24 protein-coding genes and 2 tRNA genes are annotated in these 22628 nt (G+C 37.4%); 16 read left to right on the top strand and 10 right to left on the bottom strand.

The features are described 5' to 3' along the window. The first annotated feature begins 24 nt into the window (after nucleotides 1-24). The 7 genes from FLAVO9AF_RS14640 (at nucleotide 25) to FLAVO9AF_RS14610 (ending at nucleotide 3218) form a co-directional block, all read left to right on the top strand. On the top strand, nucleotides 25-741 hold the full coding sequence (locus FLAVO9AF_RS14640) for a pirin family protein (RefSeq protein ID WP_159690504.1): 717 nt from the start codon (nucleotides 25-27) through the stop codon (nucleotides 739-741). 49 nt (nucleotides 742-790) lie between these two features. After that, a complete protein-coding gene (locus tag FLAVO9AF_RS14635) occupies nucleotides 791-1072 on the top strand; it encodes a GNAT family N-acetyltransferase (protein ID WP_159690501.1) in 282 nt (93 codons plus the stop codon). Then, nucleotides 1073-1480 (top strand): OsmC family protein, encoded by a 408-nt coding sequence (locus tag FLAVO9AF_RS14630; protein ID WP_159690499.1) that lies wholly within the window; start codon nucleotides 1073-1075, stop codon nucleotides 1478-1480. 5 nt (nucleotides 1481-1485) lie between these two features. Next, nucleotides 1486-1713: a (4Fe-4S)-binding protein gene (locus FLAVO9AF_RS14625; protein ID WP_159690496.1), complete on the top strand. Its 228-nt coding sequence runs from the start codon at nucleotides 1486-1488 to the stop codon at nucleotides 1711-1713. 225 nt (nucleotides 1714-1938) lie between these two features. Beyond that, nucleotides 1939-2463 (top strand): NADPH-dependent FMN reductase, encoded by a 525-nt coding sequence (locus tag FLAVO9AF_RS14620; RefSeq protein WP_159690493.1) that lies wholly within the window; start codon nucleotides 1939-1941, stop codon nucleotides 2461-2463. Between the two features lie 100 nt (nucleotides 2464-2563). After that, a complete protein-coding gene (locus FLAVO9AF_RS14615; protein ID WP_159690490.1) occupies nucleotides 2564-2902 on the top strand; it encodes a type II toxin-antitoxin system RelE/ParE family toxin in 339 nt (112 codons plus the stop codon). A 4-nt stretch (nucleotides 2903-2906) separates the two neighbouring features. Further along, complete coding sequence (locus FLAVO9AF_RS14610) at nucleotides 2907-3218, top strand: helix-turn-helix domain-containing protein (RefSeq protein WP_159690487.1); 312 nt, start codon at nucleotides 2907-2909, stop codon at nucleotides 3216-3218. A gap of 9 nt (nucleotides 3219-3227) precedes the next feature. Here FLAVO9AF_RS14610 and FLAVO9AF_RS14605 read toward each other — a convergent pair whose 3' ends face one another. The 3 genes from FLAVO9AF_RS14605 to FLAVO9AF_RS14595 form a co-directional block, all read right to left on the bottom strand. Further along, a complete protein-coding gene (locus tag FLAVO9AF_RS14605) occupies nucleotides 3228-3785 on the bottom strand; it encodes a hypothetical protein (RefSeq protein WP_236552330.1) in 558 nt (185 codons plus the stop codon). Nucleotides 3786-3955: 170 nt separating this feature from the next. Further along, the gene (locus FLAVO9AF_RS14600; RefSeq protein WP_159690484.1) at nucleotides 3956-4507 is read right to left on the bottom strand and encodes a sugar O-acetyltransferase; all 552 of its coding nucleotides are present in this window, start codon (nucleotides 4505-4507) and stop codon (nucleotides 3956-3958) included. 41 nt (nucleotides 4508-4548) lie between these two features. After that, nucleotides 4549-6180: a hypothetical protein gene (locus tag FLAVO9AF_RS14595; RefSeq protein ID WP_159690481.1), complete on the bottom strand. Its 1632-nt coding sequence runs from the start codon at nucleotides 6178-6180 to the stop codon at nucleotides 4549-4551. Between the two features lie 145 nt (nucleotides 6181-6325). On the opposite strand from FLAVO9AF_RS14595, the gene fabD reads away from it, so the two are divergent. Further along, nucleotides 6326-7198, top strand: a complete 873-nt coding sequence (gene fabD / locus FLAVO9AF_RS14590; protein WP_159690478.1) for an ACP S-malonyltransferase — start codon at nucleotides 6326-6328, stop codon at nucleotides 7196-7198. A 134-nt stretch (nucleotides 7199-7332) separates the two neighbouring features. Continuing rightward, nucleotides 7333-7584 (top strand): hypothetical protein, encoded by a 252-nt coding sequence (locus tag FLAVO9AF_RS14585; protein ID WP_159690475.1) that lies wholly within the window; start codon nucleotides 7333-7335, stop codon nucleotides 7582-7584. Between the two features lie 101 nt (nucleotides 7585-7685). Here FLAVO9AF_RS14585 and galE read toward each other — a convergent pair whose 3' ends face one another. Both galE and FLAVO9AF_RS14575 read right to left on the bottom strand, forming a co-directional pair. After that, on the bottom strand, nucleotides 7686-8699 hold the full coding sequence (galE, locus tag FLAVO9AF_RS14580; protein WP_159690472.1) for a UDP-glucose 4-epimerase GalE: 1014 nt from the start codon (nucleotides 8697-8699) through the stop codon (nucleotides 7686-7688). 99 nt (nucleotides 8700-8798) lie between these two features. Beyond that, on the bottom strand, nucleotides 8799-9929 hold the full coding sequence (locus FLAVO9AF_RS14575; RefSeq protein ID WP_159690469.1) for a DegT/DnrJ/EryC1/StrS aminotransferase family protein: 1131 nt from the start codon (nucleotides 9927-9929) through the stop codon (nucleotides 8799-8801). Nucleotides 9930-10071: 142 nt separating this feature from the next. Here FLAVO9AF_RS14575 and FLAVO9AF_RS14570 point away from each other — a divergent pair, with 142 nt between their 5' ends. From FLAVO9AF_RS14570 to FLAVO9AF_RS14555, 4 genes are all read left to right on the top strand, one after another. Next, nucleotides 10072-11304, top strand: a complete 1233-nt coding sequence (locus tag FLAVO9AF_RS14570; RefSeq protein ID WP_159690466.1) for a 3-deoxy-D-manno-octulosonic acid transferase — start codon at nucleotides 10072-10074, stop codon at nucleotides 11302-11304. Further along, complete coding sequence (locus FLAVO9AF_RS14565) at nucleotides 11301-11744, top strand: N-acetyltransferase (protein WP_159690463.1); 444 nt, start codon at nucleotides 11301-11303, stop codon at nucleotides 11742-11744. Before FLAVO9AF_RS14570 ends, FLAVO9AF_RS14565 begins: the two co-directional genes overlap by 4 nt. A 30-nt stretch (nucleotides 11745-11774) precedes the next feature. Beyond that, nucleotides 11775-13931 (top strand): S46 family peptidase, encoded by a 2157-nt coding sequence (locus FLAVO9AF_RS14560; protein ID WP_159690460.1) that lies wholly within the window; start codon nucleotides 11775-11777, stop codon nucleotides 13929-13931. Between the two features lie 170 nt (nucleotides 13932-14101). After that, nucleotides 14102-14311 carry a hypothetical protein gene (locus tag FLAVO9AF_RS14555; RefSeq protein WP_159690457.1) on the top strand — a complete coding sequence of 70 codons (210 nt, stop codon included), beginning with the start codon at nucleotides 14102-14104 and terminating at the stop codon, nucleotides 14309-14311. A 112-nt stretch (nucleotides 14312-14423) separates the two neighbouring features. Here the strand turns inward: FLAVO9AF_RS14555 and FLAVO9AF_RS14550 are convergent, their stop codons facing one another. From FLAVO9AF_RS14550 to mutS, 4 genes are all read right to left on the bottom strand, one after another. Continuing rightward, nucleotides 14424-14771, bottom strand: a complete 348-nt coding sequence (locus FLAVO9AF_RS14550) for a YegP family protein (protein WP_159690454.1) — start codon at nucleotides 14769-14771, stop codon at nucleotides 14424-14426. A 113-nt stretch (nucleotides 14772-14884) separates the two neighbouring features. Continuing rightward, nucleotides 14885-14970: transfer RNA gene (locus tag FLAVO9AF_RS14545), tRNA-Leu, on the bottom strand. Between the two features lie 14 nt (nucleotides 14971-14984). Further along, a tRNA-Gly gene (locus FLAVO9AF_RS14540) sits at nucleotides 14985-15057 on the bottom strand. A gap of 143 nt (nucleotides 15058-15200) precedes the next feature. Continuing rightward, a complete protein-coding gene (gene mutS, locus FLAVO9AF_RS14535; RefSeq protein ID WP_201296300.1) occupies nucleotides 15201-17807 on the bottom strand; it encodes a DNA mismatch repair protein MutS in 2607 nt (868 codons plus the stop codon). Nucleotides 17808-17956: 149 nt separating this feature from the next. Here mutS and FLAVO9AF_RS14530 point away from each other — a divergent pair, with 149 nt between their 5' ends. The 3 genes from FLAVO9AF_RS14530 (at nucleotide 17957) to FLAVO9AF_RS14520 (ending at nucleotide 21252) form a co-directional block, all read left to right on the top strand. Then, entirely contained in the window at nucleotides 17957-18397 is a 441-nt protein-coding gene (locus FLAVO9AF_RS14530; protein WP_159690451.1) for a DUF1573 domain-containing protein, read from the top strand. A 67-nt stretch (nucleotides 18398-18464) separates the two neighbouring features. Then, nucleotides 18465-18995 (top strand): RNA methyltransferase, encoded by a 531-nt coding sequence (locus tag FLAVO9AF_RS14525; RefSeq protein ID WP_159690448.1) that lies wholly within the window; start codon nucleotides 18465-18467, stop codon nucleotides 18993-18995. Between the two features lie 97 nt (nucleotides 18996-19092). Next, the gene (locus FLAVO9AF_RS14520) at nucleotides 19093-21252 is read left to right on the top strand and encodes a T9SS type B sorting domain-containing protein (protein WP_159690445.1); all 2160 of its coding nucleotides are present in this window, start codon (nucleotides 19093-19095) and stop codon (nucleotides 21250-21252) included. Nucleotides 21253-21404: 152 nt separating this feature from the next. Here FLAVO9AF_RS14520 and folK read toward each other — a convergent pair whose 3' ends face one another. Then, the gene (gene folK, locus FLAVO9AF_RS14515; protein WP_159690442.1) at nucleotides 21405-22547 is read right to left on the bottom strand and encodes a 2-amino-4-hydroxy-6-hydroxymethyldihydropteridine diphosphokinase; all 1143 of its coding nucleotides are present in this window, start codon (nucleotides 22545-22547) and stop codon (nucleotides 21405-21407) included. Nucleotides 22548-22628 lie beyond the last annotated feature (81 nt).

Raw genomic sequence — 22628 nt, 5'->3', positions numbered from 1 at the left:
AGTAATCACTAAATTTATACGAAGATGAAAAAATCAGTTTTACATACCGCAGATTCAAGAGGACACGCTAACCACGGATGGTTGAATGCTTATCACAGTTTTAGCTTTGCTAGTTGGTACAACCCCGATAGAGTGCAGTTTGGTATGCTACGCGTTTTGAACGATGATACTGTTGCTGCAGGAATGGGCTTTGGTACGCATCCACACGACAATATGGAAATCATCACCATTCCGCTAGAAGGCGATTTGGCGCACAAAGACAGTATGGGCAATGCCGCAACTATCAAAACGGGTGATGTACAAGTAATGAGTGCGGGAACGGGTATTCAGCACAGTGAATTCAATCCGAATGCGGACCAACAAACCAAGCTATTCCAAATTTGGTTGTTCCCAAAATACCGCAATGTAGAACCTCGCTACCAACAAATCACTTTGGACGTTACCGAACAAAAAAACAATTTTGCTCAAATTCTATCTCCAAATCCTGACGATGCTGGGGTGTGGATTCATCAAGATGCTTGGTTTTATTTGTCTGATTTTGATGCCGATTTCTCTAAAAAATTAGCCTTACAAAAAGAAGGTAACGGTTTTTACATTATGACTATTGAGGGCGAAATAGAAGTCAACGGAGAACAACTAAGCAAAAGAGATGCACTTGGAATTTGGGATACTCCAGAAATTGACATCAAAGCAACAACAGCTGCTAAATTTTTGGTGATGGAAATCCCGATGGAACAATAAAAAAAGTAGTCAGTCGTCAGCAGATAGTATTCAATAAAAAAGGTAAGCTATGAACGAAGTACAAGTAAAAATGAACGATAAAAAAGGGAGTTTTTTTATTGAAATTGAAGGCAAACAAGAAGCAGAAATGACGTTTGTTTTTGCTGGGGAAGACAAAATCATTATTGACCACACGGGTGTAAATCCAGGCAATGAAGGAAAAGGTTTGGGCAAACAAATGGTCGCTCAAGCGGTAACTTATGCACGAGAAAACAACATAAAAATCATTCCGCTTTGTCCGTTTGCCAAAAAAATATTCGACAAAACTCCAGAATTTAGAGACGTACTGTAAATGGAAAACTTACTAGAAAAAGACGTTCAAGGAAGTATTGGTGCACAAAAATACTTGTGCACCATTTCTTGGCGTAACGGCGAATTACTAATGGATGAACCCGAAACTATTGGAGGGCAAGATTTGGGTCATGACCCCTACTCTACTTTATTGGCTTCGCTGGCGGGTTGCACACTTTCTACCTTGCGAATGTACATCGACCGCAAAGGTTGGAACATTCCCGAAATTCAGATTGCGTTGAATCTATCACAAAATAACGAATCCGAATTAGAGACCACCATTTCGAGAACCATCACTTTTTCTGAAATCATTACCGAAGCACAAAAAGAACGCTTACTTTTGATAGCCGAAAAATGTCCCGTTTCGAAACTATTAAAAAACAAAGTCAGTATTAACACTCAACTATAAATACTATGGATGCCAAAGATTTAACCAAAGAGTACAGCAATGGCGAGGTAACCATTGTTTGGAAAAACAGCTTATGCAAACACGCTGCCGAATGTGTAAAGAACAATCCCGACGTATTTAAACCCAAAGAAAAACCGTGGATAGTTCCCGAAAATTCGACTACCGAAGCCATTATCAGTACAGTAAAAAAATGTCCTTCGGGAGCATTGACGTACTATATAAATAAAGAATAAGAATAAAAACAACACGTTGGGAGTAGTTCAGTTTAAATAAAAAACAAACCACATAGATTCATAGATAAAAAGAAATTAGAAAAGGAATCAATAGAAATAGCACTATTTTTCACATAGATTGACTATGTGAAAAGTGAAACATCTGTAAAATTCTTTTCAAACAACATAAATTCTATGATTCTATGTGGTAAAAAATAATTACACCAGCGGTTAAAAACATCTATAATGAAAAAAATACTAGCCTTTGGCGCATCCTCTAGCGCGACTTCTATCAACAAACAGTTGGCAACCTATGCCGCACATCAATTCGCCAACGCAACAGTTGAAGTTTTGGATTTGAACGACTACGAAATGCCTATTTTCTCAATAGACAAAGAAACCAAAACCGGAATTCCGCAATTAGCGCACGATTTTTTTGCCAAACTAGGCAGTACAGACCTTATTGTCATTTCTTTTGCAGAACACAATGGCGCCTATTCAACTGCTTTCAAAAATATTTTGGATTGGGCTTCCCGCATCAACGGTAAAACCTTTCAAGAAAAACCAACGCTTTTGCTCGCTACGTCACCCGGACCACGAGGAGGTGCTTCGGTTTTGGAAATGGCCAAAAACAGATTCCCTTTCCAAGGGGCCGATGTTAAAGGTGCTTTTTCGTTACCGAGTTTTGCCACCAATTTTGATGCAGAAAAAGGAATCACCAACGAAGAATTAAAAGCACAATTGCTAGAAATTATTGAGGCGATAGAATAAGGTAATAGATTGGTGGTCAAAAAACAAAACGATGAGCTTGAAAAAATTGTTTCTTAAAAAGGAAACTTATATCTTTACAAAAAATTATGCTTAGTAAACAATGGATTATAAATTTAAAGTTGAATTTCTTGAACCAGTCATAACATTTTTGGAAAGTCTAGAGCCGAAATCTAGAGAAAAAATACTTTATAATATCTGGAAATCAAGAAGCGTAAACGATAATGAATTATTCAAAAAACTTGATGGCGAAATTTGGGAGTTTAGAACTTTATATAACAAACAATATTTTAGATTGTTTGCCTTTTGGGATAAATCAGACAAAAAGGACACAATTGTAATTTCTACCCACGGCATAATAAAGAAAACCGATAAAACTCCCAAACTAGAAATTGAGAGAGCAGAATCACTAAGAGTAAAATATTTTAACGAAAAGAAATAAGAGTATGAAAACGTACAGTTTAGATGAAGTAACAGATAAATTCGTTGGAAAAAAAGGCACTCCAAATAGAGATAATTTTGAAAACGAATTGAAAATTGATTTGATTGGACAAACCATTAAACAAATTCGCAAAGAAAGAAACTTGACTCAAGAACAATTAGGTGCATTAGTCGGTGTAAAAAAAGCTCAAATTTCTAAAATTGAAAACAGCGTAACTGATGCAAGATTCGATACAATAATTAAAGTTTTTCGAGCTTTGAATGCAAAAGTCAATTTTAATGTAGAATTATTACATCAAGAAATAGCTGCACATTAAATCTTCCACCTACAAAACCCTCTCAATAGCGTCAATGGCTTTGTAAAAATCAATGGGTTTTACTTCTTCAAAAAAGTCGATTTCGTGGGTATGAGGCAAGAAATCCGAAATAATACGGACGATAAAATCCTGTGGTTGCTTGAGATACATAAAAGTATAATCTTCCATATTCACCACGGTGCGTTCGGCCAAATTAGTTGTTTTGACAAATTTATCCGAAGTTAACGAAGACAAACAAAGCAGGTTGGTTTTGGGTTCCGTCAATATCGGTTTGCCGTTTTCGAACAATTGCCCTTCGTAACCATAAAGTGAAGCGTTAGTGATTTCAATAGGCATTCCTAATTGTAATTCGGCTGGAAGATTTTCAGGTTTTCCTACGATGGCAGCAAAGCCAATTAATACACACAAATCGTGCGTAGGCAAATGCATCATCGCTTTGGCGGTGGTTTCTCTCCCCACTCCAGAGATAACGATTTGGTAGTCATTTTGTAAAGACGGAAAGCGTTGCAAGGCATTTTGCACTTTCTCGGCTTCGATTTCCATTGGGGTAAGTAGGATAACTTTCATTTTTTGTGTTTTATTTTCGGGATGTTGGCTAATCAAGCCCTTTCTTGTCTGCTAGCCCCGGTAGTAGCCGCATCCTTTGTGGTCTCGTTTTTGAAACGAGATAGCAAAGATACAGCGGATGACGGGATTTTGCCTATAAATAAGCCGCTTCTTTCTGCTCCTAAAAAGGATTACTGCAATTTTCGAATAACGCGCGCGGGATTGCCTACAGCCAGTGAATGCGGCGGAATCATTTTGGTCACCACCGAGCCAGCGCCAATGGTGCAACCGTCGCCAATGGTCACTCCGGGGCAAATCACGGTATTGCCGCCAATCCAGCAATCATCGCCTATTGTGACGGGTTTAGATACCTCGAAAGTGCGTCGCTCTAAAATATTTAAGGGATGCGAGGCGGTGTAAATATGTACGCCTGGGCCAAAAAACACGTTGTTGCCAATGGTGATTTTCATCGTATCGAGCACCACACAATTGAGGTTAAAATAGACATTCTCGCCCGTGTGAATGTTGTACCCATAATCACAATGAAACGGCGGTTCTATATACAAACGCTTGTGGGCATTGGGCAGTAATTGCTTGAAAAGTCCGCGTGTTTTGCCGTTTACGATATACTCGGCATTGATTTGTTGGAGCATTTTCTTGGCCCATAATCGCTCTTGCACCAACTGTTTGTCGTTGCTGAGATAGGATTCGCCAGCGAGCATTTTTTCTTTTTCAGAAGGCATTGTCTTTATGTTTTAGCTACAAAAATAAATAAAACGATGCTTTACTTCTTGCTTAATGTTAGATTTTGAAAGCTAGAAATATCTACTACTTTTTCAAGGTCTAAATCATAGGTGATTTTGATAGAATCTCCCACAACCGTAACCGGTAATTCACTCGAAATTTGTGAAGAACCTACATAAATAGTGGGTGACTTTCGCAGGGTGAAGTAATAAAAACTATTGCCGTTTTTGACGTCGTTTTGAATTCTTGTCACTACCGATTGAATGATTTTTTTATTGGCTACCGAATTGGGATTAATCTTATTGTCGGCCATATTATACACATTTTTGTATGCCGTAAGGGTCTCACGCATCGTATTGCCTACACCCACAATCGTATAGTCAGAAATGGCAACCATAGCAAACATTTTGACCAATCCCCCCTTGTCTTTTAAAGTCATTACGTAGGTAGGAATGGAATTGATGTTATATGGAATTGGCATAGAAGCAGTATATTCTTTTTCTTGAACTTTACCTTGGGCTGAACTTTGAGCCGCAAATTCGGTAGCGCCGCCTTGTTTGTAAAAAGTGGTTTCTTTGGTACGAGTATCAACCAATACAAAGCCCACGGCAGATTCGTCTTTGCCGGTTGAAGTGATGCCTGTATACCAATACGATTTATTGTCTTTTCCATACACCAGCGTCATCCCTTCGGTGATTTGCAATTTGTCTTCATTTGAAAAATTAAAATACCCGTGAATTAGCGTTCCCCAATCGTCTAATTGGTCTTCGACAAAATCTATAGGTTGTATGCGGTCTACCCATTTTGGAGTGTTGGCAATCGAATACTCTTGAATGGCTCCATTTTGTGCATCGACTACCAAAACTCCGGTAGCATTATTTCCAGAGAAGCCAATGGTTTTGTCATAGGTTGTAATCACCCAAAACGGTTTTCCTTCGTCGTTGATTTCAAAAGTAAAGTCGGTTAAGCCAATGGTTGAGTATCCGTTAAGATACGCGTGGCGATGAATTTCGGACTGAAAATAAGCAGACGGTTGGTATTTTATTTTTAGAGGTTTCCCGTCAATTTGTTGCACCAATTTTACATCACGTTCATTGGTAGCCGAAACCATAACATAACCCGCCGTTCCTTCGGAATTATTAATCCATTTGAAAAACCCAGAATGCAACAATGGAGCTACCCAGTACAATTCGTTTTGTACTTTTTGAATGCAAAAATGTCCCAACTCTACTTGACTTCCCAAAGCTGGTTGCGAGCCTAATATTTTTTCGCCTAATAAATAAGCTAATTCTTCATCAACTACTCGGATTTTGTCTATGGCGATAGGTGCAATATGTTGGGTGATTTTTTCGCCTTTATGCACTTTGCCAAGCAATTGTTGGTACGCTTCGCTTCTGAACATTTTTACCGTAGTAAATAATGGGACAATGGTTACATAAAAAAGTAAGACCAATATACTATAATAAAATACCTTGTGAGGTGCCTTCAAAACTGTTGTTTTGTGAGTTTTTGGGTCTACTTTTAGTTTAATAAAAAATAAACTCACTACTCCAATTAACAATAATAGAAAGAAAGGCAATTTGAAAAAGCCATAATTAAGTACCGGCAAACCAAAATAAATCAAAAGGAATGCGATAAAAACTGTAAAAAATACTAAGATTACTTTTTTCATAATATGAAGATATTTCCCTATTAGTCTTTTAATTTTTTAAACGTTACAACCAACAAAAAGAAAAGGTAGGAGCGTTTTTTTTTACATTCCATAAAAATAGTACTTTTGCGACTACTAAAATTATTTACGACATAAACATACTATTATGAAAGCATACGTTTTTCCAGGTCAAGGCGCACAGTTCACAGGAATGGGCAAAGACTTATATGAGAACTCTCCATTAGCCAAAGAATTATTCGAAAAAGCCAACGAAATTTTAGGTTTCCGCATTACCGATATTATGTTTGAAGGTACTGCAGAACAACTAAAAGAAACCAAAGTAACACAACCTGCGGTATTTTTGCACTCGGTTATTTTGGCTAAAACTTTAGAAGATTTCAAACCTGAAATGGTGGCTGGACATTCTTTGGGTGAATTTTCTGCCTTGGTAGCCAATGGTGCTTTGTCTTTTGAAGACGGATTAAAATTAGTTTCTCAAAGAGCTTTGGCAATGCAAAAAGCTTGCGAAATCACCCCTTCGACGATGGCAGCCGTTTTGAACCTAGACGACAAAATAGTAGAAGACATTTGCGCTTCTATTGATGGTGTTGTAGTTGCCGCAAATTACAACTGTCCTGGTCAATTGGTGATTTCTGGGGAATACAAAGCCGTAGAGTTGGCTTGCGAAAAAATGAAAGAAGCAGGCGCCAAAAGAGCCTTGATTTTGCCTGTTGGTGGTGCGTTTCACTCTCCAATGATGGAGCCAGCTAGAGAAGAATTAGCCGCAGCTATCGAAGCGACTACTTTTGCAACTCCGATTTGTCCTGTGTACCAAAATGTAACAGCAAGCGCGGTTTCTGACCCTAACGAAATCAAGAAAAACTTAATCATTCAGTTAACTGCTCCTGTAAAATGGACACAATCCGTACAACAAATGATTGCCGATGGAGCCACATTATTTACCGAAGTAGGTCCAGGAAAAGTATTAACCGGATTAATTGGAAAAATCAATAAAGAAGCGGCTACGGCAAATGCTTAAAAACTTAAGATTGCAGATTGCAGCATTTAAATAGCTATTCTTATCAACAGAATCCTCATAAACGTAAAGTTTGTGGGGATTTTTTATTTATCTTTAGTTTTCAAAAAAATAACAACCCATAAAACCCATTAACTATGAGAAAAATAATTTTAGGATTGGCATTTTTAGCTTTAGTAACCGTTTCTTGCAAGGAAGAAACCAAAGAAAAATTGGATGAAGCCAAAGAGGCAGTAACCTCAGAAGTAGAAGAAAAAATAGATACCGCCACCGTAAAAGTAGAAAAAGCCGTAGATACTTTACAGGCCAAAACGAGTAAAGTACTCGAAAAAGGCGCTGAAAAACTAGACAAAGCCGCTGATAAAATGAAAGAAGCTGCTAAAAAGTAACAAAAAAGCCTAAGTTGACAATTAACAACTTAGGCTTTCAGTAAATTTTTTTTATATAGAATACCGAACAGTAATCCCTAAAATTTGGGACTGAGCACTGATTACTTTCTAATCTTTTGTTCCCATTTCCAAGCACTTGCCATTGCTTCGTCAAGTGTTGACTCGGCTTTCCAACCCAAAACGGTGTTGGCTTTGTGCGTATTAGCATAGGCTTCGGTAACGTCGCCTTCTCTTCGAGGTACGATTTTATAAGGTAGTTTTTGGCCACTTACTCGCTCAAAACTCTGTATCACTTCGAGTACTGAACTTCCTGTTCCTGTTCCTAAGTTAAAAGTCTCAACTTTGTCGCTGTTTTTCTTTTCTAACAATCGTTCTAGCGCAATAACGTGTGCTTTGGCTAAATCCACCACGTGAATATAATCACGAACCGCTGTACCATCTTGCGTTGGATAATCATCTCCAAAAACCGATAATTCTTGGCGCAATCCAATTGCGGTTTGAGTGATAAAAGGCACTAAATTTTGTGGCACACCAATAGGCAATTCTCCAATTGCGGCACTTGGATGTGCTCCAATAGGATTGAAATAACGTAATAAAATCGCATTGATAGACGATGCTTTTGCGGTATCTCTGATGATTTCTTCCCCTACTTTTTTGGTATTCCCGTAAGGCGACATCGGTTGTTGTACCGGAGCATCTTCGGTAATGGGCATTTTTTCGGCCTGACCGTAAACCGTACAAGAGGAACTAAATATAAAGGAAGCCGCATCTTTTTGCTGCAATTCTTGCAAAAGATACACTAAGGCAGCAATGTTATTTTCGTAATACAATAAGGGATTCTGAACACTTTCCCCCACAGCTTTGGAGGCTGCAAAATGAATGACTCCAGCAATATCGGAATATTCTTTGAAGAGTGCTTGTACCGATGTTTTGTCGCGCATATCAATATTTTTGAAATGCGGCGCAATTCCTGAAATGCTTTCGATTCCTTTTAGAACATCGATAGACGAATTGTACAAGTTATCGACGATTAGGACTTCGAATCCTTTGTTTTGTAATTCCACTACGGTGTGAGAACCGATGAAGCCTAAGCCTCCTGTAACCAATATTTTCATAATTGTGTGGTTTGGGTTAGCCCTGATGGAAGCGGCATCCTTGCTTGGAGGGGTTCGCCAAGCAAGATATAGCGTACAGCAGGAAATAGCTCCTAAAAACTATCCTAAAAATTCTAAAACACTATCGGTAATAAATTTAATTTGCTCGTCATCAAGCTCAGTGTGCATAGGTAAAGATAACACTTCTTGTACCAACTGATTCGTAACTGGAAAATCTTCTTCTTTATATCTTGTATCCAAATAGGCTTTTTGTGCGTGCAATGGAATTGGATAATAAATAGCACATGGAATACCTTTATCTAACAAATGCTGCATTAATCCATTGCGATCCGCATTGATGATCCGCAAGGTATATTGATGAAAAACATGACAATCGCAGATATTGCAAATACTTGGCGCAATGATATTGGCGTGATCTTGAAAAGCCAAGGTATATTTGCGAGCAGCATCTTGACGCGCTTTATTGTATTGATCTAACAAGGGTAATTTTGCATTCAGAACTGCTGCTTGAATACTATCCAACCGCGAATTTACACCCACCACATCGTGATGGTATCTTTCGTACATTCCGTGGTTTACAATACCGCGAAGGGTGTGTGCCAAAGCATCGTCGTTAGTAAAAATAGCACCACCATCGCCATAACATCCTAAGTTCTTAGAAGGGAAAAAGGAAGTCGCTCCTACATGACCGATAGTTCCAGCTTTCTTTTTGGTACCATCTGAAAATTTGCAATTGGCACCAATAGCCTGTGCATTATCTTCGATTACATATAAATTATGCTCATTAGCCAAAGCCATAATCGCTTCCATATTAGCAGCACGACCAAACAAGTGTACGGGTACAATCGCTTTGGTTTTTGGAGTAATGGCTTTTTTGATAGCTTCTAGAGAAATGTTCATGTTGTACATATCAACATCTACCAAAACGGGAGTCAGTTGCAATAATGCAATCACTTCTACGGTTGCTGCAAACGTAAAATCGGCAGTGATTACTTCGTCTCCGGGCTGTAAACCCAATCCCATCATCGCAATTTGTAGCGCATCGGTACCATTGGCACAAGGAATGACGTGTTTTACGTCCAAATAGGTTTCTAATTCTTTCTGGAAAGTATGTACTTCTGGACCGTTGATGTAAGTATTCGTATCTAAAACGTTTTGAATTGAGGTATTTACAACGTCTTTTATTTTATCATATTGACTTTTTAAGTCAACCATTTGGATTTTTTTCATTGAAAAATAATTTAAAGTTTGAAAACAAAGTAGGTCAACCCAAAATGTTTTCGCAAAAAAGAACAACAAAAATAGTTATTTAATCCCTCTTAGACAATGAAAAAACCATAAAGAAACTGTATTTTAGCCAAAATTTATACTCATGTTTTTTCTGTATAATCAAATCGTTTTTACAGCAGGTTTTTTATTGAAAATCGCTGCCCTTTTTAGCCCAAAAATGGCTCTTTTTGTAAAGGGTCGAAAGGATGTTTTTAAGACTTTAGAAGAAAAAATTCAACCCAACGACAAATCCATCTGGTTTCACGCCGCATCCTTAGGCGAATACGAACAAGGACTTCCTGTAATTGAAAAAATAAAAGAAAAATTCCCTTCCCATAAAATTATAGTCACCTTTTTTTCTCCTTCAGGTTACGAGGTGCGAAAGAACAATACAGTGGCTGATTGCACGGTTTATTTACCATTGGATACTCAAAAAAATGCCAAACAATTCATCGAGTTAGCCAAGCCCGAACTGGTTTTCTTTATCAAATACGAGTATTGGCCGAATTACTTAAACGAACTCAAAAAACGAAACATCAAAACCTATTTGATTTCTGGAATTCTGAGAGAAAATCAAGCCTTTTTTCAATGGTACGGCGGTTTTTACAGAAAAGCCCTGAACGCTTTTGATTTCTTTTTTGTGCAAAACGAATCTTCGAAACAACTCTTGCAAAGCCTTGGCTACCAAAATGTTTTGGTTTCTGGAGATACGCGTTTTGACCGTGTAAGTACCATTTTAGAGAAAGACAACACTCTTGATTTCATAGCCGAATTCAAGAATAACAAAATTACTATTGTTGTAGGCAGTTCTTGGCCAAAAGACGAAGAAATTATCGCTCAATACATTAATGAATACAGCAATGAAAACGTAAAATTTATTATTGCTCCGCATAATATCAAAGCGGAACAAATCGCAAACTTAAGAGCACTAATTACCAAACCTACGGTCTTATTTTCTGAAAAAGAACATCAATCCCTATCCGACCAACAAGTTTTTATTATTGACACCATTGGGATTTTAACCAAAATCTACAGTTATGCCGACATAGCTTATGTAGGCGGTGGCTATGGAAATCCTGGAGTTCATAATATTTTAGAACCAGCCACTTTTGGAATTCCTATCGTAATTGGACCAAATTATTCGCATTTTGCAGAAGCCACAGCTTTAGTTAAACTTGAAGGATGTGTTAGCATTGAAAACAATAAAGATTTACTCGAAACTTTTGACGATTTGATTTACAAACCAGAAATTAGATTTCAAAAAGGAGCTATTTGCCGCCAATTTGTACAGCAAAATAAAGGCGCTACCGCTATCATTCTAAATCATCTTCAATGATACAATTTCAACCACTCGAAAAAAAGGATATCGATACCGTTACCTCTTTGATGAGCGAATTTTACGCTATTGACAACTACCCTTTTGACACAACAATCGCAAAGAATTTGTTTAAAGAATTTTTAACAAACGATAATCTTGGCAAATGCTGGTTATTAGTCTGGAATCAAGAAATTGTAGGGTATTTGATTCTGACTTTTGTTTTTAGCTTTGAATACCAAGGTAAGATTGCTTTTTTAGATGAATTATACATTCAACCCAAAGCACAAGGCCAAGGAATTGGGAAAAGTGCCGTTGCTTTTGCCAAAACACAAAGCGAAGAACTAAGCTTAAGATTACTTTATTTAGAAGTCGAAGAACACAATCTTTCGGCTCAGCAATTGTATCTCAAAAGCGGCTTTACTATTCACCCGAGAAAATTGATGAAACACAAATTATAATTTTATTACCTTTTAAATACCATTACTCCTATGAAATTCTTAAAACTATTCTTATTGCTTTTTGTGATTCAAACACAAGCCCAACAAGGCGGTATGTGGATACCTTCTCTCTTGGAAGGAATGAACGAAAAAGAAATGAAAAGTCTGGGCATGAAAATGACTGCCAAAGACATTTACGACACCAACAAATCCAGCTTAAAAGACGCTGTGCCTCAATTTAACGGAGGTTGTACTTCGGAAGTTATTTCACCTAAAGGACTTTTGCTAACCAATCACCATTGTGGTTACGGACAAATTCAATCGCATTCTAGCACCGAGCACGACTATTTAGCCAATGGTTTTTGGGCCTACAAAATGGAAGATGAATTACCCAATAAAGATTTGGTCGTGACTTTTATTGTCAAAATAGAAGACGTGACCAAACAAGTCTTGGAAGGAGTGAATACGCTATCAAATGAAGCCGATAAGCAAAAGAAAATTCAAGAAAACATTAGCGCTTTAAGCAATTCATTTCCCAAAGAAGCTTGGCAAGAAAACAAAATCCGAACGTTCTATGACGGCAATCAATACTTACTTTTTGTTACCGAAACCTTCAAAGACGTTCGTTTAGTAGGTGCGCCACCAACTTCGATAGGAAAATTTGGTTCGGATACCGACAATTGGGTTTGGCCTAGACATACTGGAGATTTTTCACTTTTCAGAATTTATGCTGACAAAAACAATCGTCCAGCCGCCTATTCAAAAGACAATGTTCCTTATACTCCAAAACACTTTTTACCAGTTTCTTTAGACGGTATTGCCGAAGATGATTTTACTTTAGTTTTTGGGTATCCAGGAAGAACCAACGAATACTTACCTGCTGTTGCCATCAACCAAATTGCAAACGAACTGAATCCTGCAAAAATCGAAATCAGAGAACAAGCTCTTAAAGTAGCTGATGGTTTTATGAGAAAAGATAATGCTATCAAAATCCAATATGCTTCAAAATATGCAGGAACGGCCAATTATTGGAAAAAATGGCAAGGTGAAACTTTAGGCATCAAGAAATCAAATGCGATTGCCGTAAAAAAAGAAGCCGAAAAGAAGTTTCAAGAAAAGGTTAGCAAAGCCAAAAAAGAAAAAGAATACGGCAGTCTTTTGAGTGATTTCGAAAAAAACTACACTGAAATCGCGCCTTACGCTTTGGCAAGAGATTATTTTAACGAAACCGTACAAAGAAATACGGAACTACTTACTGTTGCTTACAAATTCTATCAATTAGAGCAACTTTACAACTCCAAAGGAGAACAGGCTTTTACTGACAGAAAAAACAACCTGTACAACGGATTGGGCGATTTTTATAAAGATTTCAGCGCTAAAGTTGACGAAAAAGTATTCGAGCAACTTATTGCATTATATGCTACAAAAGTACCAAAGCAATTCTTACCGAACACACTCAACAACATTGACGTTAACCAACTCACAAAGAGCATTTATTCTGACTCCAAACTCACTTCCTATTCTGGCTCAAAAGAACTACTAACTGGCGATACAAAAACGGTATTAGAAAACATCAACCGTGACCCTGCTTTTGTTCTAGTAAAAAGTATGGCCGATATGTATCTAAAAGAAGTGAATCCTACTTACGAGGCTTTAAATTTGAAAATAACGGAATTGCAGCGCAATTATATGAAAGCACAACTGGAACTGAGCGAAAATTCAAGAATTTTTCCAGATGCTAATAGTACTTTGAGGGTGACTTATGGAAAAGTAAAAGGATACGAACCAAAGGACGGCGTATATTACAACCCTATCACTTACCTAAACGGTGTAATGGAAAAATACATTCCTGGTGACTACGAATTTGATGTTTCTCCAAAATTGATTGATTTGTATAAAAACAAAGATTTTGGAAATTATGGCGAAAACGGAAAAATGCCCGTATGCTTTATTGGTACCAATCATACTACAGGCGGAAATTCAGGAAGTCCAGCGCTAGACGCCAAAGGAAATTTAATTGGATTGAACTTTGACCGTGTTTGGGAAGGTACGATGAGCGACATCTATTACGACCCTAGCATCTGCAGAAACATAATGGTCGACATTCGCTATGTACTTTTCATTATGGACAAATACGCAGGAGCAAAAAACTTGATTGAAGAATTACAATTGGTACATCCTAAAAAAAACCAAAAAGGGAAACGTTAGTAACTAACAGCTACTATTTTAGCACACCCCCTACATTGGCATACTATTTGATATTTAAACCCACGTGAACAGAGAATATAATTTAAAAAAAATACAAAAAAATATATTGCGTATTAATTTTTTTATATCTTTGCCACGAATTAATAATTAACCTTTATAATAAAATTAAGATGAAAAAAGTATTTTTAAGTTTAGCTGCTGTTGCTGTATTAACTGTTGTATCTTGTAAAAAAGCTGACGCTGCTGCTGAAGGAGCTGAAGTTGCTGTTGATTCTGCTGCTACTGTAGTTGATTCTGCTGCTGCACCTGCTGTTGATTCTGCTGCTACTGTAGTTGATTCTGCTGCTGCTCCAGCTGCTGAAGCTCCAGCTGCTAAGTAATTTTTAAATTACAGAAAAAATCAAGCCATCCATGTGATGGCTTTTTTTATACCCAAAAAACAAAAGCTCAAGAATCATCTTGAGCTTTTGTTTATCAAACTATATCATAGATTCAATCTGGAAAAACAAAGGTGTTTTCAGAGAAATCTAAAATCTCAGACACCGCAGCAGATTTTTTTATCTCCTCTATTCCTTTGAGCAATCGCAACTCTGTAGTATACTTTCTGCTGGTTGCCAAATGGCGCTCTCCAAGCAACAATCTAAAATAATACTTCCCAGCCGCTGATTTTAATTTAATAAAAACCAACGCATCAATCGACTGCTGTATCAAGACAATATCCTCCTCCCCTTCAAACTTCAATTCATAGCTTTGACTGGTAAAAATCACCTTCCCTTTACGTGATGTAAAAACAAACTTATAAGTATCATTAAACCGTTTACTAATCACAAAAGCACCCATACAATAATTTATACGTTAAAGATTTTAAAATCAAATTACTCCATCCTCATCAGGCCGATGTTAGGATTTGTCATAAATAAAAAAAGCTCCAAACATAGTTTGAAGCTTTCTTGTACTCAGAGCGGGACTTGAACCCGCACGAACATTGCTGTTCACTGGATTTTAAGTCCAGCGTGTCTACCAATTTCACCATCCGAGCATTATGTGGTGTTGAGCGAAAAACGGGGCTCGAACCCGCGACCTCGACCTTGGCAAGGTCGCGCTCTACCAACTGAGCTATTTTCGCGTTTCAAATTCTCAAAAGAACTGCAGTACTTGTTTCGTATTGCGGTGGCAAATTTAGCACAAATATTCAATAAAACAAGCCTTTTTCAGAAAAAAAATTCAATAAAAATATAACCTTCTGATAACCTATTCTTTATACTGCAATTATTTTCGACTGAGCATTCGTTTTATCTCATTCAGCTTCATCAAAGCCTCCATTGGCGTTATCGAATTAATATCTAATTGTAAAATTTCTTCTTTAATTTCCTCCAACAAGGGGTCATCTAAGTTAAAAAAACTCATTTGCATCTCATCTTTTGCTGCTTTGATTCCATTTAAAGCATCTCCTGAATGGTCTTTTTCTAATTTTTTTAATATTTTCTGCGCTTTCAAAATCACTAACTGTGGCATTCCAGCCATTTTGGCTACGTGAATCCCAAAACTATGAGCAGAGCCTCCTTTTATTAGTTTTCGAATAAAAAGCACGTTATCTTTTAATTCTTTTACAGCGACATTATAATTTTGTATGCGAACTAATGATTCACTCATTTCATTCAATTCGTGATAATGCGTAGCAAAAAGGGTTTTAGGTTGCGATGGATGCTCGTGCAAAAACTCAGCAATTGCCCACGCAATAGAAATTCCATCATAAGTACTTGTTCCTCGACCTATCTCATCCAACAGCACCAAACTTCTATCTGAAATATTATTCAAAATAGAAGCCGTCTCGTTCATTTCAACCATAAAAGTAGATTCACCCATCGAAATATTATCTGAAGCTCCTACCCGGGTAAAAATTTTATCCACGATACCCATTCTAACGCTATCTGCTGGAACAAAACTTCCCATTTGAGCCAAGAGTACAATCAGAGCCGTTTGTCTCAAAATAGCCGACTTACCCGACATATTGGGCCCCGTAATCATAATCAACTGTTGTGTGTCTCTATCAAGGAAAACATCATTGGCGATGTAAGACACACCAACAGGCAATTGTTTTTCAATTACTGGATGACGACCGTTTTTGATATCCAATTCAAAGGTTTCATCCAATTCAGGACAAACATATTGGTTTTCGATAGCCAATTGTGTAAACGAACACAAACAATCCAACTGTGCTACCAAATTGGCATTCATTTGAACTGGTTTTATATACGTTGAAATCCATTGAACCAATTGTTCAAAAATCTCTCCTTCGATTTTATGGATTTTTTCCTCGGCTCCTAAAATTTTGGTTTCGTATTCTTTCAACTCTTCAGTAATGTAGCGCTCCGCATTCACTAAGGTTTGCTTGCGAATCCACTCACTTGGCACTTTATCTTTATGCGTATTACGAACTTCGATATAATATCCAAAAACATTATTAAAAGAAATTTTCAAAGAAGAAATCCCTGTACGCTCTGATTCACGTTTCTCGATTCCTTCTAAAAATTCTTTTCCAGAAGTAGAAATCGCACGTAACTCATCCAATTCAGAATGTACCCCAACTGCAATCGCATTTCCTTTGGCGATGGCCACTGGTGCATCTTGATTTAACGTCGTTTTTATTTTCTCTCGAAGCAAATCACAACTATGCAAACTATCACCAATTACTTTTACGGCTTCTTGCGGACTTTGCAAAGCTATCGTTTTGATCGGCAAGATTGCATCTAAAGATTCTTTCAAATACACCACTTCACGAGGTGATACTTTGCCTGCTGCGATTTTTGAAATCAAACGTTCCAAATCAGAAATCTGCTTGATTTGATATTGTATTTGTTTTAAAACTTCTTGATTTTCTTTTAAATAAGCTACTACTTGATGACGACTCTGAATTTTAGCAGCATCCTTCAAAGGCAAAGCCAACCAACGCTTCAATAATCGTCCACCCATAGGCGATAGCGTTCGATCGATTACATCTAGCAACGTCACCGCATTAGGATTATAACTGTGATACAACTCTAGATTACGAATCGTAAAACGATCCATCCAAACATAAGCATCTTCAGCAATACGTTGTATGGCCGTAATATGCTGCACCCTATTATGCTGTGTTTCGGACAAATAATACAAAATAGCGCCTGAAGCCACGATTCCTTCTTTCAATTCTTCAACACCAAAACCTTTTAAAGAAGTGGTTTGAAAATGCTTCGTTAAGCTTTCAAACGCATAATCCTCTTTGTAAATCCAATCTTCGAGATAAAAACTATGGTAATCGTCTCCGAATGTTTCTCGGAACGTATTTTTGTTGTTTTTTGGCACTAAGACCTCACTAGGATTGAAATTTTGCAACAACTTATCGATGTATTCTGCATTTCCTTGTGCGGTTAGAAATTCTCCAGTAGAAACATCTAAAAATGAAATTCCAATATTTTTATTGGTAAAATATACCGAAGCCAAAAAATTATTGGTTTTGGATTGCAACACCTCATCGTTCATAGAAACCCCAGGAGTAACCAATTCGGTAACGCCACGTTTCACAATCGTTTTGGTCATTTTGGGATCTTCTAGCTGATCACAAATGGCTACACGAAGTCCAGCTTTAACTAACTTGGGTAAATATGTATTGATAGAATGATGGGGAAAACCTGCCAATGCAGTCTCCGTCTCAGACCCAGCACCTCTTTTGGTCAAGGTAATACCTAGTATTTTGGATGCGCGAATAGCATCTTCGCCAAACGTTTCATAAAAATCACCTACACGAAACAACAAACAAGCATCAGGATACTTCCTTTTGATTTCATTATATTGTTTCATCAATGGCGTTTCTTTCACGCCTTTTTCTTTTGCTGCCAAATTAGTGGGAATTAAATTCTGTAAATATGACAGCGAATTTATAGATTTTAAAGCAATAATGAAGGGTTCAAAAATTAAAATTTTAAGTCAATTTTAAGCGCTGATTTGTATTTTTTGCATAGATTTGCGTGTACTAAAAATTAAATCTTATGAAAAAAATACTTACTCTACTTTTCGTTTTGAGCTTAGGAATAACTACAGCTACAGCACAAGAAACTTCAAAAAAAGCTAAAAAAGCAAAAGCAACTGTTGCGAAAGTTGAAGGAGCTGGAATGATATTCGTTAATGAAACTATTGATTACGGAACAATCGCTCGTAACTCTGACGGGAAACGTGAATTTGTTTTCACCAACAACGGAAATGCACCATTAATCATTACCAATGCTCAAGGATCTTGTGGTTGCACAGTACCAAGTAGCCCTAAAGAACCAATTATGCCAGGTGCAAAAGGTGTTATTGGTGTAAAATATGCTACAGATAGAGTTGGTCCTTTTACAAAAACAGTTACTATTACTTCAAATGCGGCTGGTCAACCAACAAAAACTTTGACTATAAAAGGAAACGTTTTACCTGACGAAGTAAAAAGCTAAAAAACATAAATATTACATAAAAAGCTTCCTTCCTTTAGGAAGCTTTTTTTATTAAATTGACATTGCAATGAGAAAATTAGAGAATAGCGAACTCGAAAGAAAGTCGGTTGAAGGATTCAAACAATCTAAAAAAACACCTCTAGTTCTGGTTCTTGATGATGTGAGAAGTCTTCATAATATTGGATCTGTATTTAGAACTGCTGATGCTTTTTTGGTAGAAAAAATTATACTCTGTGGAATTACTGCGACACCTCCTAACAAAGAGATACATAAAACTGCTTTGGGCGCAACAGAAACAGTAGCTTGGGAACATTATGAAAATGTTTTGGATGCCATAACTGCTCTAAAAAAAGACAATGTTATTACTTTAGCGATTGAACAAGTTGAAAGCTCTATTTTTTTACAAGATTTCAAAGTTGATGTTTCAAAAAAATATGCATTAGTTTTTGGTAATGAAGTCCACGGGGTAGCACAAGAAGCGGTAGCCCTTTGTGATGGTTGTATCGAAATTCCTCAACTGGGCACCAAACATTCCTTGAATATATCGGTAAGTGCTGGTATCGTTGTTTGGGATTTATTCAAACAATATCACTATTGATTTCTTTATTGTTTATTTTCTCATATTCTACAAAGATTCGACCTTAAATTCTTTCTTTTGATTAGTAAACAATTGAATTTAATCTTATTTTTATAGAATGAAACGCCCCATACTACTACCTATATTTTTTGTCTTTTGCTTTTTTCAATTTGGTTTTGCCCATTCAGAAATTTCACCAACTGAAAAAAAACAAAAAATAGCTATAACAAAAGTAGCTACCACTAAAAAAGCTGTAGCTAATATTGCTCCAACAATTACCGCAACTGGCAATCAATCCTATTGCCCACTTTCCAACATTAATATTGTAACCAATATTAGTATCACCGATCCAGATGACACTAGCACTGAAGCTATTTATATTCAGATCTCCTCTGGCTATAATTTGGGGCAAGATGTTCTTTTTTTAAGTAATGCTTCTTCACATCCAACCATCAAAAGTAGTTGGAATGCCACCGAAGGAAAACTAACATTGAATAGTCCGACAGGAGTCCCTGTAAGTTATACCGATTTTGTTAACGCCATCAAAGATGTGCAATTTTTCAACTCATCTGCAACCGCAACGGGTACAAGAAATTTTTCCATAAGTATCAGTCAAGCCAATTATTTACCAAGAAATGGACATTATTATGAATATGTTCCTAACATTGGAATTACCTGGACAAGTGCTAAAGCCGCGGCTGAGCTTCGAACATATTTCGGACTAAAAGGCTACCTAGCAACACTGACCGCTGCTGACGAAGCACAATTAGCAGGAAAACAAGCCCCAGGAGCAGGATGGATTGGAGGAAGTGATTCCGAAACAGAAGGCGTATGGAAATGGGTAACTGGCCCGGAAGCTGGAACCATCTTCTGGAATGGAAACGCTAATGGAAGCACTCCTAATTATGCTTTTTGGAATAATAACGAACCAAACCAATCAGGTGATGAAGATTATGCACACATTACCGCACCAGGAATAGGAATAGCGGGTTCTTGGAATGATTTGTCCAACACAGGTTCCACTAGTGGTGATTATCAACCTAAAGGATATATTGTGGAATATGGTGGAATGCCGGGCGACCCTATTTTGCAACTCTCTGCCAGTACGTCAATTACCATCCCATCAATCCTAAGCACAACACCTGCTACAAAATGTGACCCTGGTAGTTTGACCTTACAGGCTACTGCTTCTATCGGCACCATCAATTGGTACAACCAAAGCTCAGGCGGAAATTTAGTTGGTAGTGGCACTAGTTTTACCACTCCGATTATAAACGCTACTACCACTTACTATGTAGGGATAACTTCTGGAGGATGTACTACTAATAGAACAGCTGTTGTTGCAACCATCAATTTAATTCCAACCATAACAGCTACCAATTCTCCCGTGAGCAATTGCGGACCATCTGTAGTAACATTAACAGCAACACCCTCTTCGGGAACAGTTAATTGGTATGCAGATGCTACGAGTACAACTACATTAGGAACAGGAACCACTTATGTTACTCCATTTTTGAATGCGAGCACTACCTTCTATGCCGAGGCCGTCAATTCGAATTGCACCAACGGAACTAGAGTTCCTGTAGAAGTGAAGATTTATCCTCTTCCTGCTGTTAGCGACGAAGAAAAAATCATTTGCCAATCGAATCCTGTAACGCTAGATGCCGGCTTGAGTGGTATGTCTTATTTGTGGTCGACAGGAGCAACTACGGCAACAATTCAGGTGAACGATATTGGCAATTTTTATGTTGATATTACTAGCCCAGCACCTGAGAATTGCACGAGCAGAAAAAACTTTACAGTGATTCGTCAAATTGTACCTGAAATAAAAGTAGTAACGGTAAAAGAAACCACCGTAACCATAGAAGTAACGAATACCGCACCTTATTTTGAATACTCTCTTGACAACATTAGTTATCAAAGTTCAAATATCTTTACGAATGCGCCTGCTGGAATTCAGACGGCTTATGTGAGAGATACCAACTTTTGCAACTCGGACCAAGAGCAATTCATCGTAATTACTCCACCTAAATTTTTTACCCCAAATAATGATGGTTATAATGACGTTTGGTATGTGAAAGATTTTGAGGTTTACCCGAAAGCGACCATTTCAATTTTTGACCAATACGGGAAATTAGTAAGCCAATTATCCGCAACCAATGTGTCTTGGGATGGCACTTTAAATAAAAACCCTTTGCCTTCAACCGATTATTGGTATGTATTGAAACTAGATGATTCTGGAGTTGAGAAAAGAGGTCATTTTTCTTTAAAAAGATAGTATTCATTTGATTCTCTTACTTTTAAGCCAAATGCTAGCTTTTAGCCCCGACCGCAGCGGCATCCTTTGTGTATGCGCTAGCTTACACAAAGATATAGCGGAGAGCGGGAAACCATAATCACTGAAAAGCCTTTTTGACGCGCTCCTAAAAATCAGGAAGTGTGATGTATTTTCTTTTTGATTTCATTTAAAACAAAAAGATAATCTGACTGGTTTTTGACAAAGTCAAGGTCTGAAACATCGATGATTAACACGTTCAAATCTTTTTGTGATTTGATATAATCGAGATACCCAATGTTGATTTTTTCTAGGTATTCTTCCTGAATATCTTGTTCGTAACTTCGACCTCTTTTCTTTATGTTTTGCAATAAACGCTGGGTGTTTTGATACAGATAAATGTACAAATCCGGCTTGGGCATTTCTTTATAAATGATAGAAAAAAGAGTATGGTACAAACGGTACTCGTCTTCTGCCAAAGTGATTTTGGCAAAAATTAGGGATTTGAAAATATGATAATCGGCTACGACAAAATCTTTGAACAAGTCGAATTGCGCCAAATCATCGGACAGCTGTTGATATCTGTCGGCAAGAAAAGACATTTCGAGAGGAAAAGCGTAACGGTTTTGGTCTTTGTAAAACTTTGGCAAAAAGGGATTGTCCGCAAAACGTTCCAATACTGTTTTGGCATTAAAATCTTCGGCAATTTTGCTAGTCAAGGTTGTTTTTCCTGCTCCAATATTACCTTCAAAGGCGATGTAATTGAATTTTTCAAGAGGAATGCTGCTCAATGGCGCAGGGATTGCAGCTACGACTTGGCATCTGCTTTTATCGGTTGTTTCGGCAATTAATTCGGTGACAGATTTTTTAAAAATTGCGTGTATCCAATCCAATTGTAAGTCACGAAATGGCAATAAAACAAAATTGCGGTCTTGTAGTAATGGATGAGGCAATTTTAACTTTTCGGTATCCACTACCAATTCATCATAAGCAATGATGTCAATATCGATACTTCTAGCAGCATAGCCAACTGTAGCCGTCCGAACGCGACCTAAACGCTTTTCTATTTTAAGGATTTTGCTTAAAACTTGGGAAGGAGAAGCGGTAGTATGTAAAACTAAGGCGCAGTTGTAAAAAGGTGTACTTTCAAAACCCCAAGCAGGAGATTCGTAAACTGGGGAGATTTTTAAAACCGTACCTACCTCAAGATGCAATACATCAATACATTGGATAATGGTTTCTAACCTTTGCCCCTGATTACTACCTAACGACAATACGACTTGATGCTGTGACTTCATAATAGGTACAAATTAAGGAAAAGAAAATTAAAATCACTACTGATATAGAAGCAGATTATTTTGAAAAAAGAAATTTAAATC

Source organism: Flavobacterium sp. 9R (assembly GCF_902506345.1).
GTDB lineage: Bacteria > Bacteroidota > Bacteroidia > Flavobacteriales > Flavobacteriaceae > Flavobacterium.
This window is presented reverse-complemented; position numbering and strand designations above follow the sequence as displayed.

Coding starts and splice junctions, on each gene's coding strand:
- FLAVO9AF_RS14630 (WP_159690499.1), top strand. CDS start 1,073: ATGGAAAACTTACTAGAAAAAGACGTTCAAGGAAGTATTGGTGCACAA.
- FLAVO9AF_RS14525 (WP_159690448.1), top strand. CDS start 18,465: ATGAGAAAATTAGAGAATAGCGAACTCGAAAGAAAGTCGGTTGAAGGA.
- folK (WP_159690442.1), bottom strand. CDS start 22,547: ATGAAGTCACAGCATCAAGTCGTATTGTCGTTAGGTAGTAATCAGGGG.
- FLAVO9AF_RS14610 (WP_159690487.1), top strand. CDS start 2,907: ATGAAAACGTACAGTTTAGATGAAGTAACAGATAAATTCGTTGGAAAA.
- FLAVO9AF_RS14625 (WP_159690496.1), top strand. CDS start 1,486: ATGGATGCCAAAGATTTAACCAAAGAGTACAGCAATGGCGAGGTAACC.
- fabD (WP_159690478.1), top strand. CDS start 6,326: ATGAAAGCATACGTTTTTCCAGGTCAAGGCGCACAGTTCACAGGAATG.
- FLAVO9AF_RS14620 (WP_159690493.1), top strand. CDS start 1,939: ATGAAAAAAATACTAGCCTTTGGCGCATCCTCTAGCGCGACTTCTATC.
- FLAVO9AF_RS14555 (WP_159690457.1), top strand. CDS start 14,102: ATGAAAAAAGTATTTTTAAGTTTAGCTGCTGTTGCTGTATTAACTGTT.
- FLAVO9AF_RS14640 (WP_159690504.1), top strand. CDS start 25: ATGAAAAAATCAGTTTTACATACCGCAGATTCAAGAGGACACGCTAAC.
- FLAVO9AF_RS14570 (WP_159690466.1), top strand. CDS start 10,072: ATGTTTTTTCTGTATAATCAAATCGTTTTTACAGCAGGTTTTTTATTG.
- FLAVO9AF_RS14635 (WP_159690501.1), top strand. CDS start 791: ATGAACGAAGTACAAGTAAAAATGAACGATAAAAAAGGGAGTTTTTTT.
- FLAVO9AF_RS14600 (WP_159690484.1), bottom strand. CDS start 4,507: ATGCCTTCTGAAAAAGAAAAAATGCTCGCTGGCGAATCCTATCTCAGC.
- FLAVO9AF_RS14595 (WP_159690481.1), bottom strand. CDS start 6,180: ATGAAAAAAGTAATCTTAGTATTTTTTACAGTTTTTATCGCATTCCTT.
- FLAVO9AF_RS14615 (WP_159690490.1), top strand. CDS start 2,564: ATGGATTATAAATTTAAAGTTGAATTTCTTGAACCAGTCATAACATTT.
- FLAVO9AF_RS14520 (WP_159690445.1), top strand. CDS start 19,093: ATGAAACGCCCCATACTACTACCTATATTTTTTGTCTTTTGCTTTTTT.
- FLAVO9AF_RS14565 (WP_159690463.1), top strand. CDS start 11,301: ATGATACAATTTCAACCACTCGAAAAAAAGGATATCGATACCGTTACC.
- FLAVO9AF_RS14585 (WP_159690475.1), top strand. CDS start 7,333: ATGAGAAAAATAATTTTAGGATTGGCATTTTTAGCTTTAGTAACCGTT.
- FLAVO9AF_RS14550 (WP_159690454.1), bottom strand. CDS start 14,771: ATGGGTGCTTTTGTGATTAGTAAACGGTTTAATGATACTTATAAGTTT.
- FLAVO9AF_RS14530 (WP_159690451.1), top strand. CDS start 17,957: ATGAAAAAAATACTTACTCTACTTTTCGTTTTGAGCTTAGGAATAACT.
- FLAVO9AF_RS14605 (WP_236552330.1), bottom strand. CDS start 3,785: ATGAAAGTTATCCTACTTACCCCAATGGAAATCGAAGCCGAGAAAGTG.
- galE (WP_159690472.1), bottom strand. CDS start 8,699: ATGAAAATATTGGTTACAGGAGGCTTAGGCTTCATCGGTTCTCACACC.
- FLAVO9AF_RS14575 (WP_159690469.1), bottom strand. CDS start 9,929: ATGAAAAAAATCCAAATGGTTGACTTAAAAAGTCAATATGATAAAATA.
- FLAVO9AF_RS14560 (WP_159690460.1), top strand. CDS start 11,775: ATGAAATTCTTAAAACTATTCTTATTGCTTTTTGTGATTCAAACACAA.